The following is a 17,464-nucleotide window of genomic DNA, read 5'->3' as shown; positions in this document are numbered from 1 at the left end:
TTGAATCCATAAAGATGGAACATCGCTCCTCAATTGTCTTAAATGACAATGATGTTCCATCTTTAATAATACAGAAATAGAAACCATGAAATATGGAAATTTGATATTAGAAAAAAAAGAGTATGTTTTTTTAAAACGCCTACTCAACGTTACAGGTTATTATAAAGATGAAAACACCAAGGTTTCCCTTAAAAAATTAAGCGGGGAGCTTACAAGTGCCATTATTTACGACCACGAAGAAATGCCTGCAGATGTAATTCGCTTTAACAGTGTTGTTACAGTTGAATCAGGAACCTGGCAAACCGAATTTCAATTGGTCATCCCCACCGAACGAAATATCGCGGCGAACAAGATTTCTATTTTGGCCCCAATGGGTTCAGCCGTAATGGGTTATGCCGAGGGCGATTCCGTTATTTGGAATTTTCCAAATGGTACCAAAGAACTAAAAATTACAAGTGTTAAGCAGGCTGAAAGACCCATCGATATAGACGTTCTTTCATAGAAATTTAAAAATATTTATATAAGTCATGCAGATTTACGATCACGATTCCCCCGAAGCAATAGCATTTAAGAATAATTCCATAGAGTTGGACAACTGGATAGAACATCTCAACTATATCGAAAAGGAGATTGTCAACCTGTTGAACCTTGGGAATTCGGAACTTTTAAAGGTGTTTGAATCCAAGAACGTAATAGAAAAACTGGCTCGTGAAAAAGAGAAAAACGTAGCTACCATTGACGCTTTCCTAAAATACAAAGAGGGCTTGCCAAAGGCCGCGGAATGCGAAGATGTGGATTGCGACATGTTTTATGTAAGCGAGCATGAAAAGTTTAGAAAAACATATTTGGCCCATTTAAAAAGTTACCGGGAAGTAAAGGAAGAATACTTCGGTATGCTAAGCAAATAAAAAGGAAAAATAAAAATTTCAATAAGAACTTATGAGCGAACAGCTGCAGCCCAATACTATAGGAATCCTAAAAACCCCAAACGATCCGCGGGTTTGTTTGTTGCCCAAGGAAGTAAAAAGACTTACCGGGGAGTTGAAGCTCAATATCCTTTTTGAGCCGGGGCTGGGCAGTTCGCTACAAATTGACGATGCTGAATATGTACAGGCGGGAGCTATCAGTCAATCTCGCGAGTCAATTTTTAAAAATTCGGATACCATCGTATCCATAAACCATACTTTTAGCGAAGTGGAAATGAAGGGGGGTTGTTGCTTCATTGGTATTTTCAACCCCCTCTTTCATGATTCCAAACTCGCTATTTATCAAAAAAATTCAGCCACGGTTTACAGTTTGGATTTGCTTCCAAGAACTACTCTTGCGCAGTCTATGGATGTGCTTTCGTCCATGGCCTCCCTTGCGGGATACAGGGCGGTGATAAAAGCAGCGGAAGTGTATAATGGGGTTTTCCCAATGTTTACAACCGCCGCGGGAACACTTACCCCGGTCAAGATTTTAGTGCTCGGTGCAGGCGTTGCAGGACTGCAAGCCATTGCAACGGCCCGTCGATTAGGTGCAGTTGTTGAGGCCTTTGACGTGCGCAAATCTGCCGGAGAGGAAGTCCGCAGCCTTGGTGCCACCTTTATTGAAGTAGAAGGCTATACCGAGTCTGCAAATGCAGGAGGGTATGCGGTAGAGCAAAGTGAGGAATATCAAAAAAAGCAGAAAGAATTGATACACAATCACATTCTAACGGCAAATATCGTAATCAGTACTGCCAATATTCCGGGGAGAAAAGCACCCTTGCTCATTGAAACACGATCTGTGGAAGCAATGCAGCCCGGCAGCGTGATCATTGACCTGGCGGCAGAACAGGGCGGAAACTGCGAGCTTTCAAAAAACAAGGAAATTATCAATCACAACGAAGTTACTATTCTGGGTCACTCAAGCCTTTCCGCAGAAATACCCGCGGCTGCTTCAAAATTGCTTTCCAATAACTATTTCTCATTTATAAAGTACAAACAAAAGGCAGAAGACCAACCAGATGATCCATTGCTCACCGCTTCCCAAATTATGAAGGAAGGCCAATGGACGCACCCACATTTCACCAAACAACTACAACCAGCATAAATTATGGATTTCATAAATCAACACATCCAGGAAATTTATTTTGTCATTTTTTGTGTCTTTATCGGCATAGAAGTAATCGCCAATGTGCCCGCTATTTTGCATACGCCTCTAATGAGCGGCGCCAATGCCATTAGTGGGGTTATTTTGGCAGGAGCCATCATCGTGATGCTACGGGTGCCGGCGGACGATTACCTCAACCTCACTTTGGGGGGAATCGCGGTTTTTCTCGGCACCCTTAACATTTCTGGCGGATTTTTCGTAACCGGACGTATGTTGAAAATGTTTAGTCCTAAAAAATAATTCCTCAATTATTGACTCAATACTGAAAGACACAAAACATAAGCAACCTCAATTTAAAAAATCGCTTATGTTTTGGTCTTTTTTTAAAGTCGTTCTATTTTCCATTAAAAACAAAATTTCATAATTAAACCATGTACGCAATCATAGAAGTAGGTTATTTAATTGCCACCCTGTCCTTTCTGGGAGGTTTGAAATTTATGAGCTCCCCAAAAAATGCGAAAACGGGAAATTTAATAGCCGCCTTGGGCATGGTCCTGGCCGTTGTTCTCACTTTTATCGCTGCGGTAACGGCAACCGTTCCATATACCAATTTAATAATTATGCTCTTGGCAATCGCCGTAGGAACGGTTATCGGCAAAAGGCTCTCAGACAAGGTTGAAATGACTGGCATGCCCCAACTGGTCTCGTTATTCAATGCCACGGGTGGCGGCTGTGCTATGCTTCTTGGCTTGGTAGAGGCCAACCAAATGGATCCCTTCACTACCATTCTTGGCAATAAAATCCTACTTATAGCCGGTTTGATAACGGGGGCAGTAGCCTTAACGGGAAGTATTATAGCAGAGCGAAAATTGGCCGGAAAAGTAAAAGACAGACGCAGCAAAACCGTGATCCTTTCCGCAAGGATACTTTTGGGTTTGATGGTATTGTTGCCTGTGCTCTATTTTTTCGGAATCATTCCTATCGGGTTTACCGCTTTTATGTATGTACTGGCAGCCATAGCCATGGTTTATGGCGTGCTCTTCGTTCTTCCAATTGGGGGTGCCGATATGCCTGTGGTAATTTCACTTTTAAATAGTATCACGGGTATCGCAACAGCTTTTGCAGGTTTTGTTTACGGCAACAAGGCAATGATTGCGGGCGGTATTTTTGTGGGTGCCGCGGGAATTCTACTTACGCTTTTAATGTGTAAGGCGATGAACCGTTCTTTGATGAAAGTGCTTGCCGGTACCTTCAAAAAGAGCAAAACCGGAGCTGTGGAAGCAGAGCAGGAGATTAAGGAAATAAGCATTTCTGAAACGGCCTTATCGCTTTCGTTTGCGCAGAAAGTAGCCATCGTTCCCGGTTACGGACTTGCGGTTGCACAAGCGCAACATATTTGTGGTCAATTGCAACAATTATTAGAAAAGCGTCACGTGGGGGTAGATTACATAATCCATCCCGTCGCTGGCCGTATGCCAGGACATATGAACGTGCTGCTTGCAGAGGCCAATGTGGAATATTCCCATCTAAAGGAAATGGATGAAGGCAATGAAAACATGGAACAGTACGATGCTGTTTTGGTAATTGGTGCCAACGATGTAGTAAACCCAGCAGCCGAAAACAACCCCGACAGCCCCGTTTATGGGATGCCCATCATTCGTGTGTACGAAAGCAAGCAGGTTATAGTAATGAAACGAAGTATGGGCAAAGGCTATGCAGGCGTTCAAAACGACCTTTTCGGACTGGATAATTGCAGTATTCTTTTTGGCGATGCGAAGTCGTCTTTGCAGGAGATCGTGAATCAATTAAAACTGATTTAAGCTATAGTTAGTAGGTATAACTTCCTTAAAATATCCTCTACATTTCATACGGAGTATAATCGCGTTTCTTATTTCTGCCACCGTTAAAATATCGTGAAACCACGATTACCTTTCCCGCATTAGCATTATTTTTAATGAAAATGCTATGATTATGAGATCAATTTGGAATGGTTCAATAAGCTTTGGCCTAGTGTCAATCCCCATAAAAATGTACAGCGCATCGGAAGACAGAAAACTCGATCTGGACATGCTCGACGTTCATGACAATGCACGCATCCGCTACAAACGCGTAAATGAGGAAACAGGCAAGGAAGTGGAATGGAAGGATATCGTTAAAGGGTTTAAGAAAGGCGACAGTTATATTGTGCTGGACAAGGAAGATTTTGAAAAGGCCAATATGAAAAAGAGCAAGACCATAGACATAGAAGAGTTTGTGGAGGAAAGTGAGATAAGCGATCTTTTGTATAAAAGCCCCTATTTTTTGGAACCCCAAAAAGAGGGGGGCAAAAGTTATAATCTGCTCCGCGATGCTTTAAAAAAAACAAAAAAATTGGGCGTGGCCACATTCGTAATGCGCCAAAAGGAACATTTGAGTCTTATCGGTGTTTATAAAAATGCGTTGGTGCTGCACGTGATCCGTTTTGCCGATGAAATCCGTGACCCTGGTGAATTGAAACTGCCTTCTACGAAAGTTTCAAAAAAGGAAGTAGATATGGCACTTTCCCTTATTGAGAATTACACCACAGACTTCAAGCTCGATAAGTATAAGGACATTTACAACAAACAGTTGATGAAAATAATCAACAACAAGGCGGCAGGGAAAACGACCCGCACTAAGAAGGTGGACACCACCCCAACGCAGGCGGATGATTTAATGGCGAAACTAAAAGCCAGTCTCGAAAGGAAAAAGAAAAGTAAAGCTTCCTAATCGTGGGCTTAGAAGATTATATTCGGAAACGCAAGTTTGACAAAACCCCCGAGCCAGAGGGCGAAATGAGCAGGGAGGATGCCAGGCGTTTTGTAATCCAAAGACATCAAGCCCGCCGTCTCCATTACGACTTACGATTGGAAATGGAAGGCGTGCTCAAAAGTTGGGCAGTGCCCAAAGGTCCGTCCATGAATCCGTCTGATAAACGACTGGCGATTATGACCGAGGACCACCCAGTTAAATATCTCACCTTTCACGGTACTATTCCAAAAGGTAATTATGGCGCTGGCGTTATGGATATTTGGGATGAAGGAACCTATAAAATTTTGGAAAGCGATGACGGTGTAGATCCCATTAAGCAATTGGAAAGGGGAGATCTAAAAATTGAATTCTTCGGAGAAAAAATAAAGGGAAGCTTCGCGTTGGTACATACAAATAGGGGCAGTGAAAAAAACCAATGGCTGCTCATAAAAAAGAAAGATAACTTTGCCACTGATTTGGAATATGACGCTGAGGTTTTTGCCGCTTCCGCCAAGGCAATAAAATCAGGCAAGATAAAAGCGCTCAATCCACAAGAATTTATAAAACCTATGCTGGCCACCCCGGCCAAAAAGATTTTTAAGGATCCCGATTGGGTTTTTGAACTTAAATGGGATGGCTATCGGGTAATGGCCAATGTTTTTAATGGTCGCGTGGAGCTCTACTCCCGCAACGGTATTTCATATAATACTAAATTTGCAGCTATCACCAAAGAATTGCAAGATCTTCCGCACGATTGTATTTTGGACGGCGAAGTGGTAATCGTGGATAATAACGGAACTCCCGATTTCCAAAAACTGCAAAATTACGATCCCGAAATTACCGAAGGCGCACTTCGTTATTACGTTTTTGATCTCCTTCACCTCAATGGCCACGACACTATATCGTTGCCCTTGCTGGAACGAAAAAGCCTTCTACCCGAGATATTGGAAGATTTTCAGCATATTCTTTATTGCGACCATATAGAAGCTATGGGCCCCACCCTCTACAAACGGGCCACTGAAGCTGGCATGGAAGGGGTGATTGCCAAGAAGGCAGATTCCGTTTATACGCCCAGCTACCGCAGTGAGCAATGGCTGAAAATAAAAAGTACCAATACCGAAGATGCAATTATCTGTGGCTATACCGACTCAGTAAAAGGAGGAGCCATTTTTGGGTCCCTTATTTTGGGGATGTACCAAGAGGAAAATCTTATTTACGTAGGTAATTGTGGGTCGGGATTTTCTGCTTCGGAACAGCGGCAACTGCTACAGAAACTTCAATCTCTTGAAACGGAAACCAATCCCTTCGGAAAGAAAATTTCGCTTAAGGGAAGAAATCCGCATTGGGTAAAGCCCGAACTGGTCTGCGAAGTGAAATTTTCGGAATGGACAAAGAGTGGCCTAATGCGTCATCCTATTTATAAAGGACTCCGCCGCGACAAGGAATGGACCGAGGCCACGCCACAGCCACCAAAAAATAAGGCTTCCAAGGCAACAAAAAGCAACGATTCGCATTTAGAGGTAAATGGAGTATCGGTACCTGTTTCCAATCTAGATAAAGTCTATTGGCCGGACGCCGGCTATACCAAATACGACTTGATCGATTATTATCTGCATATTTCTGAAATCATCCTGCCTTACCTAAAGGATCGGCCCCAAAATCTGCACCGCCATCCCAACGGTATTTTGAAACCTTCCTTCTATCAAAAAGACAACGAAACCTTGCCGGATTGGGTGGAAACTGTAAAAATTTATTCCGAATCTTCCAAAAAGGATATTGATTATCTACTTTGTCAAAATGAGGCCACCTTGCTATATATGGCAAATTTGGGCTGCATAGAAATCAATCCTTGGAATTCTACCATACAAGATCTTGAACATCCCACATATACGGTGATAGATATAGATCCTTCCGAGAAAAATAATTTTGAAGAGGTGATTGAGGTGGCGTTGGCCACCAAAGAGGTATTGGATCTTGCCAAAATAAAGGGCTATTGTAAAACTTCCGGTTCTAGTGGGATGCACATATACATTCCATTGGGCAGTAATTACAGCTACAATGAGGCCCGCGATTTTACGAAACTGCTGTGCTATTTTATCCACGAAAAATTGCCAAAGCTCACCAGTATGGAGCGTGCAGTAAAGAATCGGAAAGGCAAGATTTACTTGGATTACTTACAAAACCGCAGGGGCCAAACCTTGGCGGCTCCCTATTGCGCAAGGCCCAAAAAAGGCGCGCCTGTTTCTGCTCCACTATCTTGGAAGGAAGTAAAGCCTGGTCTTGCCATCTTGGATTTTACCATAAAATCCATGCCCCAGCGCCTTACGGAAATGGGCGATTGGTTTTCTCCGGTTTTGGGTAAGGGGGTAGATATAGCTAAGGCAATTGATAATCTGGAAGCCTAAGCAAAGGGAAAGGCATCACAAAAAGTAATTCCTTAAAACTTAATTTCTAATCCTCATTCTCTAATCTCCACCTCGAGCTTCGAATTTTGAATGTCGCAAATCTTCCTTTTAACTTCCTTGCCTACATCATAGTTATTTCAATTATATTTATCGCCCCAAACTTGCTTATGAAAAATTCTATCTACCTATTTCTCTTCCTTTGCATATTTACTGACCTCCAAGCCCAAAATCCGGAAATAGACAGGCTCAACAAAAAGATAGAAAGCCATGTGCGTAATCCAGATTCTACCAAGTTTTATTTATTTCAACTCTTAAAGTTTTCTTCAGAACTGCATGATACCATAATCGGAAAATCGTACAGCACTATAGGCATACAGTACAATAAACTTGCGGTGCCCGATTCGGCGGAATTTTATATGGAAAAGGCGCTTGACTATACTGAAGATTATCCTTTGCAACATGCCAAAATGTATCTTAATCTAGCCATAAACTATCGTATAGGGTCGCAATATCAGGAATCATTGCAAGCTAGTGAAAATGCCATTGAACAGTTTAAAAAAGCAGGTAATCAGGAAGGAGTGGGGAGGGCCTATGGCGAAATGGCCTCCAATTATAATTATATGAAGAACAGCGAGAAGGCGCTGGAATATCTCAAAAAAGCCATCGCTATTTTAAAGAAATCGGGCAGCGAACGCGAATTGAGCATCGTAAGGCAGAAACTTGCGAACCTATATTACAACAATAGTAACTTTGCTTTTGCCAGGGATATTTATGAAGAAATTTTGCCGGTCTTCGCAAAGGAAAAAGGAACCAACTATTATGTTACTTTATTGAGTTACGCCGATTGCCTACTTCAGTTGGAAGAAAATTATAAAGAGGCGGAAGAAGCCCTAAAAGAGGCGGAAAATGCCTTTAAGGAAATGAATCAAAAGGAGTATATGTGGATAGCCGTGAGCAATCTTGCCCAAGTATATGTAGCTATGGGCAAATCACAGCAGGCGCAAGAAGCATTCCAACGCGCTTATGATGGCATGTACCAAATAAGTTCGCCTCGCTTTCTGGAAACGAGCGTTCGTTATCTTGATTTTTTGAATAGTAAAAAACAGTATTCTAAGGCTCAAAAGGTAATTGACAGGGTAAAAGCCTCAACAAACAGCACGAGAATGAAAATGAATGCCGACAACGAAATCGACTTTCTAAAACAGGCTGTATTCACCTATGGACAAAACGGAATGGTGGAAAATTCATTGCAAGCTTTTGAGCGTTTGGATTTTTTAAAAGACTCCCTCAATACTGCCTTAAACCATGCCAAATCCTTGGAGCTGCAGGAAGCCTATCAAAATGATTTGCAACGCGAACGAAATCTCGTGCTAAAGAAAAACAATGAACTTTTGATTGAGAATAATAATAAAAAGGATAATATCCTACTCTTGGGCTTTCTTAGTTTTATACTCCTCCTAGCCATCGGCTTGGTTCTCTATAGGACCAATAGAAACAAACTGAAATTGCAACAGGAACTGGTAGCAAGCTTGGAAAATTCAAAGAAGGTGTTGGAAGAGAAAAATACCCTTGAGGGAGAGCTGCGCCTTGAACGCGAGAGGGTTTTGGAAAACAAGGAAAAGGAATTGGTACAAGTGAGTATGGAAATGTCCAACCTACAGAACAAGATTATAGAATTGATAGATACTAGGGACAATCCTGAAAGTTCTACGGCATTGGCAAAAGAGTTAAAAAATCTTTTGGGCCAAAATAATTATTGGAAATATTTTAAGGGGAAATTTATAGAGGTGCATCCTGTCTTTGCCCTTCAGCTAGCAGAGATGTTTCCCAACCTGTCTGAAAACGATGTGGCCTTTTGCTGTATGTTGAAATTGCAGCTATCTGAAAAAGAAATCGCAGCGCTTATGGGCATCAGTACCGATCAGGTAGAAGTTAAAAAGACTACACTACGTAGGAAAATAGGTATGGGTGATGATATCCTAGGGTTTGAAAAATTGATAGATCATTTGGAGTAATGTCAGGCTATGCCTTACAAAGTAAATGTACTACTTAGGTTGAAGAGACACCAAAACTTTTCCCATCAATAATATCAGCGCTAGTTGTAGCTTTGCGGGCGTTTGTCAATAAACACATTTCAAATTTGAAAAAATCGTATAAAACTGCTGCTGTTATTGGTTTTGTGTCCAAGGGCATTATCTATGTGGTAATAGGAGTGCTCTCTCTTATGGCAGCTTTGAACATGGGAGGCGATAGTTCGGGCACCAATCAGGCGCTATTGTTCCTGAAAAAACAACCTTTTGGGCAGGTATTATTGCTGCTCCTTGGCGTAGGTCTTCTTTGCTATTCTTTCTGGATGTTTCTTCAAGCTTTTAAAGATCCTGAAAATATTGGTTCGGATTACAAGGCGAAATTACGGCGCTTTGGTCTTTTTACCACGGGCTTAGTCTATGTAGTTGTGGCTTTTCTATGTTTTTATCATCTTTTTTCCTATCCCATGGAGGAAAGCTCAAACTCGCGCTATCTGGATTTTTTGGGACCTACAACCTTAAGCTACGTTTTTATCGGCATTGGTATTGTTTTGACCATGCAGGGGATTGTACTTACCGTTGGAGTTATTAAGGGCGGGTTGTTGGATCAGTTTAATCTGGAAGGAAGGAAAGGTGCGGCCATTATAAGGACAGTGGGGCAGTTCGGGTTTTACGCCCGTGCATTTGTGGTGGCCATTATTGCCTACTTCTTTTTCAGGGCCGGAATTTATACAGGCAATCACGATATAAAGGGAATTCAGGATGCTTTTAAATTCTTGGATCAATCCACCTTTGGGAGAATATTGATGGCTATTACCGCTGTTGGATTTATTTCATACGGAGCATTTTTTGTATTGCTAACGCGGTATCGGAGTTTTGAAAAGGAATGATCTGATTTTTTATAAAACTTGGAATTTTCCAACTTATAAAAATAGAATGTGCATGACCCAATTACTTATAAAATTGCAGCAGAATTCCTACTCACACTTTCCTTGTGTCCAAGAAATAATCCCAGCACGATCTGCGGCACAGGGGTTACTATAAGTCTTGCCATCGCAACCACATACTGGATTGTATTCCATGGTGCAGGGGCCATCACTTATCTTTGCAGGGTCTATGCAAGCTCCGGATCGGGTTACGCCACAAGCTGCTATACATAAACTGACAGGTATTGCTGCCAAAATTAATTTTTGGTTGAAGTATTTCATAAATAGGTGGTTTTAGGAAAGCTAAGGTAAGCGAAAGTTAGCTACTATATAAAGGGTGCGTCTTAAATTTTTTCTACTATTATGAACGTCTTCTCGCTATTCCAGTTTGGGAGTTCATGAAAGTGGTATTCTAACTTTAGGTATAAAAAAACCTCCCATTGGGAGGTTTTAATTATTTTATGAAATGTGGTTTTACAGTCCAAGAATGGTAAGTAAAATCACTTGGATGGTTACTTCGGTGTTTGCCGAAACCATAACTTCCATAAGGTCTAGGCCCAAATCGCCCTCTGCCTCAATCATTCTGGTAAACTCGTATTCGTGGATAGTGAGATAAGCCTTATAAATGCGCTGAAAACCTATATTCCCGATATGGTTCTAACCGACTTCAATCTAGTGGGCATGAATGCGTTCGATGTAATAAAAATTGCTAAAAACTACAACGCTAAAATTCCAGTGGTAGTGATAACGGGAAATCTTAAGTATGAAGCCGATCGGGAAAAACTACTTGAGTGTGGGGCCGAAGGTTTCTTTTTAAAAGAACCCATCAACACTTTAAACGAGCGTATGCAGCCCCTATTCCACACTATAATAGAAACGCATAAGGAACAGTTGGATAAGATACGCAACGAAAGACGGAAATATGACAGTTCCAAATCTCAAAGTGATTTTTTAAGGGAGTACACTTTTGGCGAAAATCAAGAAGATAATGAAGAGAAGGAGGAAACAAAAGAAAATACTTCATTCTTCGATAAGATCATTCAGATCTTTAAGAGATAGCCAACCCAATAAATATTTGCAATTCAGTATCACCCTTAGTCAATACTACATGGGGCGGTTGGGTCTTTACTAACACATTTCGTTAAAAATGTATCGATTTTAAAACAGCTGCGTTAAAACATTGATAAAGTTGTTTTTGGTATGAGCTTATAAAAAATTCAAGCTTTCGGAAAAGGCTTGGTTCCCATTCGTTGAAATAATGAAAGTTCAGTTGTCCAGAAGAACCATCTGCTTTTCAAAAAACAAAAACTAGCTTGAAGCATAACTGAGGATTTATTTCTGGGGATAATAATTCGAAATTGAAAATTCTAATAATTAGAGATAGCAATGGAGGTAGTTTTAAGCCTATACGGTATAAGGTACATTACAAGGGGGATTTGAAGGATAAGGCCTGAAGCGAATATGCGCTATAGGTGATGTGCAAATTTTGAAGAGTTGAAAATTAAAATGAAATATTAGTCACTTTATACTAAAAAGTCACCTTCCCTTATAAGAGGTTTTAGGGTTCTGTTCTCGTTCTCGGTTGACTGTTTTCGGTTATCTGTTATCGGTAGTCGGTTTGTCGTGTGATGGGTGAGGGGGGGCACTTTATTTTAGGTGGGTTAGGATTATTTCAGGATTTACACCTGTGTATTGGGCGAATTCGTAGACTGTTAGGAGGTGGTGTTTTTGTTTTTTGAAGTAGGTACGTACTTCCTTATTCAGGTCTAGTGCATGACGGTAGGATTTGCCCGTGAGGAGTTGGATATTCTTGGGGTATATTACAATGCGGGTGGGGCGTGGCCTTTTCCCTTGGAAATTATCTTTATTTTCATCTGTAGGTTCCATGTCTTGGGATGAAATGGGTGGGGAGGGGTTTGATTTGAGTGCATAGATTTTGTGGGTTGTCGGTTGTGGGTTATTGTGTTGAGTTTTGTTGGTTGTCGGTTATGGGTATATACTTATTAGATTGTGGTATAAGCCCTTCCGTCACCCGACGGGAGGGTCGGGAGCCACCTTTTTCTGTATGATGTTTTTTCTTTTGATTTGTTATTATTGCTTATGGGAAGGATTTTTGTGATTTGGGCAATTATAGTGAAAGTAGCCTTAACCTAGGCTTTGGGTAGCTTAAACGTAGCTTAAACCATACACTCGTCATACTTTAGACCTCCTTGAACTACCCATTAGCTCACCTTGACATATACAGTAGCTCACCTCGACATATGCATTAACTCACCTTGACATATACCCTATCTCCCTCTAAGGTATATTACCTTATCGTTTTATGGTATGAAAAATTTTGTAATTTTTTGGAACTTTTAGTCCCTTAAGGGGGATGTTCGACCTATTGTTTTTTTATACTATTTATGTAACCCATGAGAACTCCAACAGGGTTTTTAGTTCGGAAATGTGAACAAAGTTTATATGTCGGGGTTTCCTTTGTACAATCTTTAGATAGAGGATTTTTTTAAAGAACAGTTGGTCGCCCAAATAATAGAGCAAAAAGGCCCGCATACTATCGTTTATAAAATATTTTGGGAGGGGTTTGTTTTTTTCCACATGAATATGAAGGTTGCTCTTGCCTGTGGAGGGATAGGTTTTATAGATATCAAAGTAGATATCATATACGTGAATATCGGGACCAAAAAACTTATAGTGTTTGTTGAAGTCATGGAATTCGCCGCTCCAAGGAGAGAGGCCCATTTTAAAGAGCCAATATTCATTTTCGGGAGCTCTTTCCAGTAGTTCTGTTATTATTCGTTTTAAGCCTAAGCGGCCTTTGGTCAAGAAGACAAAATGTGCTTCCCCATTCGGGGGTCGGTTAACGAGGGCCTGTAATTTAGGGTGTATGTTTTGAAGGAGGTAATCGAGCAGTTCGAACTTGCTTTTAGGAACGATTCCATACTTTAGATTTTCCAAGATAAAGAAGCTCTCTTTTTCAAAGAACTCCCAGAATTGTTTGATTTTTGATTCCATGGTTTTAAGATTTGGTTGTGGGTTGTCTGTTTTCGGTTTTCTGTTTTCGGTTGCCTCCAGCTTCGCTGAAGCTACGGAATACTTGATAGGTGGATGAGAGTTTTTTGTTGTTGGTTGTTTTTTTGTTATCCTTGTTCGACTTCCAGGCGTTCGAGGGTGAAATTATCGGGTGTTTGGAGGTAGGCGTAGGTTGGGGTTACGGTCGCTCCTAGTTTTCTTTTTTCAAAAGCTGCCGTTAGTCCTAGGGCTATTGTTTTCGCCCTTATTTCGATTGCTCTTTTTATTGTTTGGTATAGGAGTTGGCGATAGATCTGATATTGTTCAAGGTATAAATAATCCATTCCAATAAAGGCAGGTACATAGGTGTTGTGCGCGTTTTTGTAACATAGCATTACACCCATCATTTTGTCTGGATCCGTCTTGGGGCTAAGTGTAATAAATTCCCAATTGGGATGTGCGGCCATATTTGCAAACAGTTTTGAGGGAAAGGAAAATGTGTTCAATCCCAAATTATTTTGATGGACATTCGAATAGAGTACCTCAATTCGCTTCAGTTGAATGGGGGAAGGCGTTCGTAATACTTTTATATGCAGTAGCTCTTCAGGTTTTAAAATCTCTTTTCTAAGGTGCTTTCTGTTTCTGGAAGAGAGTTTTGCGATATAGCTTTCCACAGTTTCATTTTCATCAAGTTGAATGCTGCACGAATCTGGCATTTGGATTCGCACAAAGCCTTGGCCCTGAAAATAGTTATGAAATATTTCATTTTCCCTGAAATCGCGCAGGACGATCATTTTTGCTTCCAATGGCTGTTCCAATTCCTCCAAACTTCGTATTAAAAGATTCAGGGCCTCCTGTTTTTGGGGATGTTCATTATATAAATAGAGATGTTCGCCTTCCGTAAAGAGGGAACCCAGGCTAATTACATTGGAGGTTAAATAGTAGGGACGGAATTTGCGTTCTTCCTCAATTTTTCGGGAAGTTGCTACAGGCGCGAGCATATCGTCCTTCCATATACTTAGGGTGATATAGGTTGCTAAAATAGGCTGTTGCACTTGGTCAAATATTATTAGATATCTGAACGTCCAGTTGTGTTCCATTTGGGCATTGCTACTAAAAGATTCCTCCAAAAATTTTAGACCATCCCAATCGAATACGCCTTTGTTACCAAGTAGGGAGTTCCAAAGTTGCTTGTCAATTTTTAAAATGGAGTCTTCCATCTGTAATTTTAAATTGCTGTTAGTTTTAGTATTAATTGTTGTTTCCTTTTGTTTTTGTTTCAACTTGAATGCATGAAAGACTCTTTCGGTATTGGTGTGGGTGTCTTCGAGCGCCTTTGGGAAATGATATTGCATTGCCTCTACAAGACCCTTGATTTCGTCGTTTTGGTTGTGTCTTGAAATGGTTATGCGGACGCCCGTATTCTTGACGGGGACCGCGGGAAAGATTCCAAGGTTTACATAAAATCCTTCTTTCATTAGACGATTCACAAAGTTGTAGCCTGTTTTAGGCATTCCGGTGCCTATATAAAAGACCGGAGATATATTTTCATCAATTAACGGAAGGTCGGTTTGCTGTAATAACTTATTAAAATAGGTAACCCTATCCCTTAATTCAGCTTGAAGAGAATATATTTCTGGAGATAGGTGTATTTCCGCAGAAGCGATAGCGGCGCCGATGGAAGCTGGTTCCAGTTGGGCCGAGAACGTTAGTGGACCGCCAAAAGTTTTTATGCGGTTGTACATTTTTTTGTTGGCGCATACCAATACGGCGCCACTAGCCCCAAAGGTTTTGCTGAGGGTACCGAAGAGCAGCACATTTTCAGATAGTTCCTTAAGTTCGCTCAAGACATAGCCTGTGCCGTTTTTACCTATCCAGCTCATGCCGTGCACATCATCAAAATAGAAGTTGAGTTGGGGGTATTTTTGGCTGAGTGCCATGAGGTTGGTTATAAGGGCGAAGTCGCCGTACATGGAATATATGCCATCTGCCATATACCAGATTTTCTTTCGCTTGTTTGCATATTGCTTGATTTTATCCTCGAGCATATTCAAATCATTATGGCGTACCATATCAATTGGGACGTTGCGGTTCTTTAAAATTTTAGCCGCACTCTGGACGCTCCAATGTACCTGATGGTCGAGGATGATGGCATCCTGATCCTGCACTGCACTGGGGATTACACCTATATGACCCAGTGTGCTGTTTTTGGTGATGATAATGGGATGGCCATACATTTCGCCAATCTTTTGTTCCAGGCTTGCATATAGCGGATTGGAGATGTAGGATTTGGACAGAGGAAATTGTGTACCATACTTATTAATGGCATCTATGGCAGCGGTTTTTAAGCGTGAATCCTGTTCCAAGCCCAAATAGCCAGTTGTACCAAAGTGATAGAGGCTTCGGTCTTTTACCTCTATGGTTCGTCCGTTGAATTTTTCGCCTTGGGCATAGAGGTGAAGCACCCCTTGTTGTTTGGCGTCTGTAAACACTTCATTTACAGTGTCTAAAAAATTGTTGTGTTTAATTTTTGCCATGATTTTATCCTTTTGTAAAAAAAGGTACAGGCATTTTCTTGAAATAAAAAGTGGCATGATGATATAATACCTTATGGTTAAGCATATTTTCATTTTAGGCAAGAAAAAGAGATTTTCAAGGGTGTCATACATCGATAATAGTTACCAATCCAGACATATTTTTGTAGCTTTATATTGATTTACCAGTTTTCATTCATGTTAGGTTCCATTGAAAATAATTATGCAACGTACAAAATTGCAGCAGGTGTACTATACATACGTTACCATATTGGGGTATCGATTGACTTACCAGCTGCCATACAGATTGTTGCGGATCGATTACATCTACAAAAGGGTCAGGCTTATCCTGCCCTTTGTGATATGCGTGGTGTACGGGAAGTAAAAAAAGCCGCACGGGATTATTTGGCTTTGGAAGGTTCTGTACTTTTAAAGGCAGTGGCATTTTTAGTGGAACCCTCTGTATCTGAAGTGATCTCAAAATTTTATCTCTTAGCCAGTAAGCCACCCATACCCGCGCAGGCCTTTCAGACTTCAGAGGAAGCTGAAAAATACTTGGTGAATTATTTATGATCTTGTTTTTAACCTATTACATAACTCCCCTTTAGTAGATTGAATTGTAATCAAAAAACTATACTGTTATGTCTAAAAAGAAGCGTCTTAAAAAGTTAAGAAATTTACTTTTGGAAATGGGAACGGGAAAGTTTTTCTACCGTTTGGAAAGGTCTGGGAAAAACGATAACGTGGAGGCTCTTGTATCAGTAATCAACATGATGGCTGAGGAAATTGAGGAAGCCTTGTTGCACCAAGGGTATGCCAATGCGAATAAAACCATCAAGCATATTGTAGTTATGCACTTTATATTTGATGGAAATGGAAAAATAGTGGCAGTGAATCCGGAGGGCTGTTCCATTTTAGATTATCAATGTGAAGACATCATAGGCCAACCCTTAACCCAATTTCTGGATGAAAACACCTCTACAACGTGGGAAGCTTATATTAAGAAACACCGAGAAAATAAGAGTGGGGAACATGCCGTTGAACTTGCCTTTAGAACCAAGAAGGGACTTCTAATTCCCAGCGCCTGCTATGTGTATTTGATTAAAGATGCGCAGGGAAATAGAGAAGAAACATTGCTTACGGTTGTAAAACATTCAAAAAAACAAGTATCCCTTGAAAACGAGCTACGGGAACCAATACTGAAAATTCACAAAAGCAAAGCCATGGTAGGGGAATTGGAGGTTACGGAACCCCTACGAAAAAAGGTTCGATTGACACAAGAGGATATACGGATGATAGAAGATGCGCATAGTTTGATGCTCAATGATCTTTCACGGGATTTCCGCCCCTTGAAGGAATTTGCACTCCAATTAGGAACGAACACATTTAAATTAAAGTATGGGTTTAAGGAACTGTACGGGATAAGCGTTTATCGTTTTTTAAGAAAGGAAAGGCTACGAAAAGCCAAGGTGTTAGTACAATACGGAGACAAGCCGTTTAAAATTATTGCTCAAATTTGTGGGTTTAAAAGTGTGCCCCATTTTTCGCGAATCTTTAAGAAGGAGTTTGGGCTTACACCGACCGAATTACGACAGAAAACATTTTTAGGGGATACATAATTATTGATTTTTCCGTCTTTTTTGAAGTAATACCTTATAGGCAAGGAAAACTCCCAAATGCACAAATTATAATTCGGAATTTTATCATATCAATTTAAA

At 40.7% G+C, this 17,464-nt stretch carries 16 protein-coding genes; 12 read left to right on the top strand and 4 right to left on the bottom strand.

All coding sequences use genetic code 11. The annotated features are described in order from the left end of the window. Positions 1-85: 85 nt before the first annotated feature. From AC58DT_RS09830 to AC58DT_RS09790, 9 genes are all read left to right on the top strand, one after another. Positions 86-502, top strand: a complete 417-nt coding sequence (locus AC58DT_RS09830) for a GreA/GreB family elongation factor (RefSeq protein WP_062622593.1) — start codon at positions 86-88, stop codon at positions 500-502. Positions 503-527: 25 nt separating this feature from the next. Beyond that, complete coding sequence (locus AC58DT_RS09825) at positions 528-908, top strand: hypothetical protein (RefSeq protein WP_497216673.1); 381 nt, start codon at positions 528-530, stop codon at positions 906-908. Between the two features lie 31 nt (positions 909-939). After that, the gene (locus tag AC58DT_RS09820; protein ID WP_497216672.1) at positions 940-2,073 is read left to right on the top strand and encodes an NAD(P) transhydrogenase subunit alpha; all 1,134 of its coding nucleotides are present in this window, start codon (positions 940-942) and stop codon (positions 2,071-2,073) included. A 3-nt stretch (positions 2,074-2,076) separates the two neighbouring features. Further along, the gene (locus AC58DT_RS09815; RefSeq protein ID WP_497216671.1) at positions 2,077-2,373 is read left to right on the top strand and encodes an NAD(P) transhydrogenase subunit alpha part 2; all 297 of its coding nucleotides are present in this window, start codon (positions 2,077-2,079) and stop codon (positions 2,371-2,373) included. Between the two features lie 131 nt (positions 2,374-2,504). Further along, entirely contained in the window at positions 2,505-3,893 is a 1,389-nt protein-coding gene (locus AC58DT_RS09810) for an NAD(P)(+) transhydrogenase (Re/Si-specific) subunit beta (protein ID WP_497216670.1), read from the top strand. Between the two features lie 151 nt (positions 3,894-4,044). Then, complete coding sequence (gene ku, locus AC58DT_RS09805; RefSeq protein WP_045079125.1) at positions 4,045-4,821, top strand: non-homologous end joining protein Ku; 777 nt, start codon at positions 4,045-4,047, stop codon at positions 4,819-4,821. A gap of 2 nt (positions 4,822-4,823) precedes the next feature. Next, positions 4,824-7,247, top strand: a complete 2,424-nt coding sequence (gene ligD / locus AC58DT_RS09800) for a DNA ligase D (RefSeq protein WP_497216669.1) — start codon at positions 4,824-4,826, stop codon at positions 7,245-7,247. 167 nt (positions 7,248-7,414) lie between these two features. Continuing rightward, on the top strand, positions 7,415-9,262 hold the full coding sequence (locus AC58DT_RS09795) for a tetratricopeptide repeat protein (RefSeq protein ID WP_497216668.1): 1,848 nt from the start codon (positions 7,415-7,417) through the stop codon (positions 9,260-9,262). Between the two features lie 125 nt (positions 9,263-9,387). After that, a complete protein-coding gene (locus AC58DT_RS09790) occupies positions 9,388-10,164 on the top strand; it encodes a DUF1206 domain-containing protein (protein WP_497216667.1) in 777 nt (258 codons plus the stop codon). A gap of 87 nt (positions 10,165-10,251) precedes the next feature. Here AC58DT_RS09790 and AC58DT_RS09785 read toward each other — a convergent pair whose 3' ends face one another. Continuing rightward, positions 10,252-10,482 carry a Kazal-type serine protease inhibitor domain-containing protein gene (locus AC58DT_RS09785; RefSeq protein ID WP_076692459.1) on the bottom strand — a complete coding sequence of 77 codons (231 nt, stop codon included), beginning with the start codon at positions 10,480-10,482 and terminating at the stop codon, positions 10,252-10,254. 318 nt (positions 10,483-10,800) lie between these two features. Here AC58DT_RS09785 and AC58DT_RS09780 point away from each other — a divergent pair, with 318 nt between their 5' ends. After that, positions 10,801-11,259 (top strand): response regulator, encoded by a 459-nt coding sequence (locus AC58DT_RS09780; protein ID WP_497216666.1) that lies wholly within the window; start codon positions 10,801-10,803, stop codon positions 11,257-11,259. A gap of 588 nt (positions 11,260-11,847) precedes the next feature. On the opposite strand, the gene AC58DT_RS09775 is transcribed toward AC58DT_RS09780, so the two are convergent. The 3 genes from AC58DT_RS09775 to AC58DT_RS09765 all read right to left on the bottom strand — a co-directional run bounded on the left by AC58DT_RS09775 (position 11,848) and on the right by AC58DT_RS09765 (position 15,749). Further along, on the bottom strand, positions 11,848-12,087 hold the full coding sequence (locus tag AC58DT_RS09775) for a hypothetical protein (RefSeq protein ID WP_497216665.1): 240 nt from the start codon (positions 12,085-12,087) through the stop codon (positions 11,848-11,850). A gap of 516 nt (positions 12,088-12,603) precedes the next feature. Next, a complete protein-coding gene (locus AC58DT_RS09770) occupies positions 12,604-13,215 on the bottom strand; it encodes a hypothetical protein (RefSeq protein ID WP_497216664.1) in 612 nt (203 codons plus the stop codon). Positions 13,216-13,340: 125 nt separating this feature from the next. Further along, positions 13,341-15,749, bottom strand: a complete 2,409-nt coding sequence (locus AC58DT_RS09765; protein WP_497216663.1) for an aminotransferase class I/II-fold pyridoxal phosphate-dependent enzyme — start codon at positions 15,747-15,749, stop codon at positions 13,341-13,343. Positions 15,750-15,944: 195 nt separating this feature from the next. Here AC58DT_RS09765 and AC58DT_RS09760 point away from each other — a divergent pair, with 195 nt between their 5' ends. Together AC58DT_RS09760 and AC58DT_RS09755 are read left to right on the top strand one after the other, a co-directional pair. After that, complete coding sequence (locus tag AC58DT_RS09760) at positions 15,945-16,319, top strand: DUF7793 family protein (protein ID WP_497216662.1); 375 nt, start codon at positions 15,945-15,947, stop codon at positions 16,317-16,319. Positions 16,320-16,387: 68 nt separating this feature from the next. Then, a complete protein-coding gene (locus tag AC58DT_RS09755; RefSeq protein ID WP_497216661.1) occupies positions 16,388-17,365 on the top strand; it encodes a helix-turn-helix domain-containing protein in 978 nt (325 codons plus the stop codon). Positions 17,366-17,464: the final 99 nt, after the last annotated feature.

The organism is Aequorivita sp. CRS11 (assembly GCF_059693805.1).
Note: the sequence above shows the minus strand (reverse complement) of the source record. Positions and strands in the feature narration are given on the sequence as shown.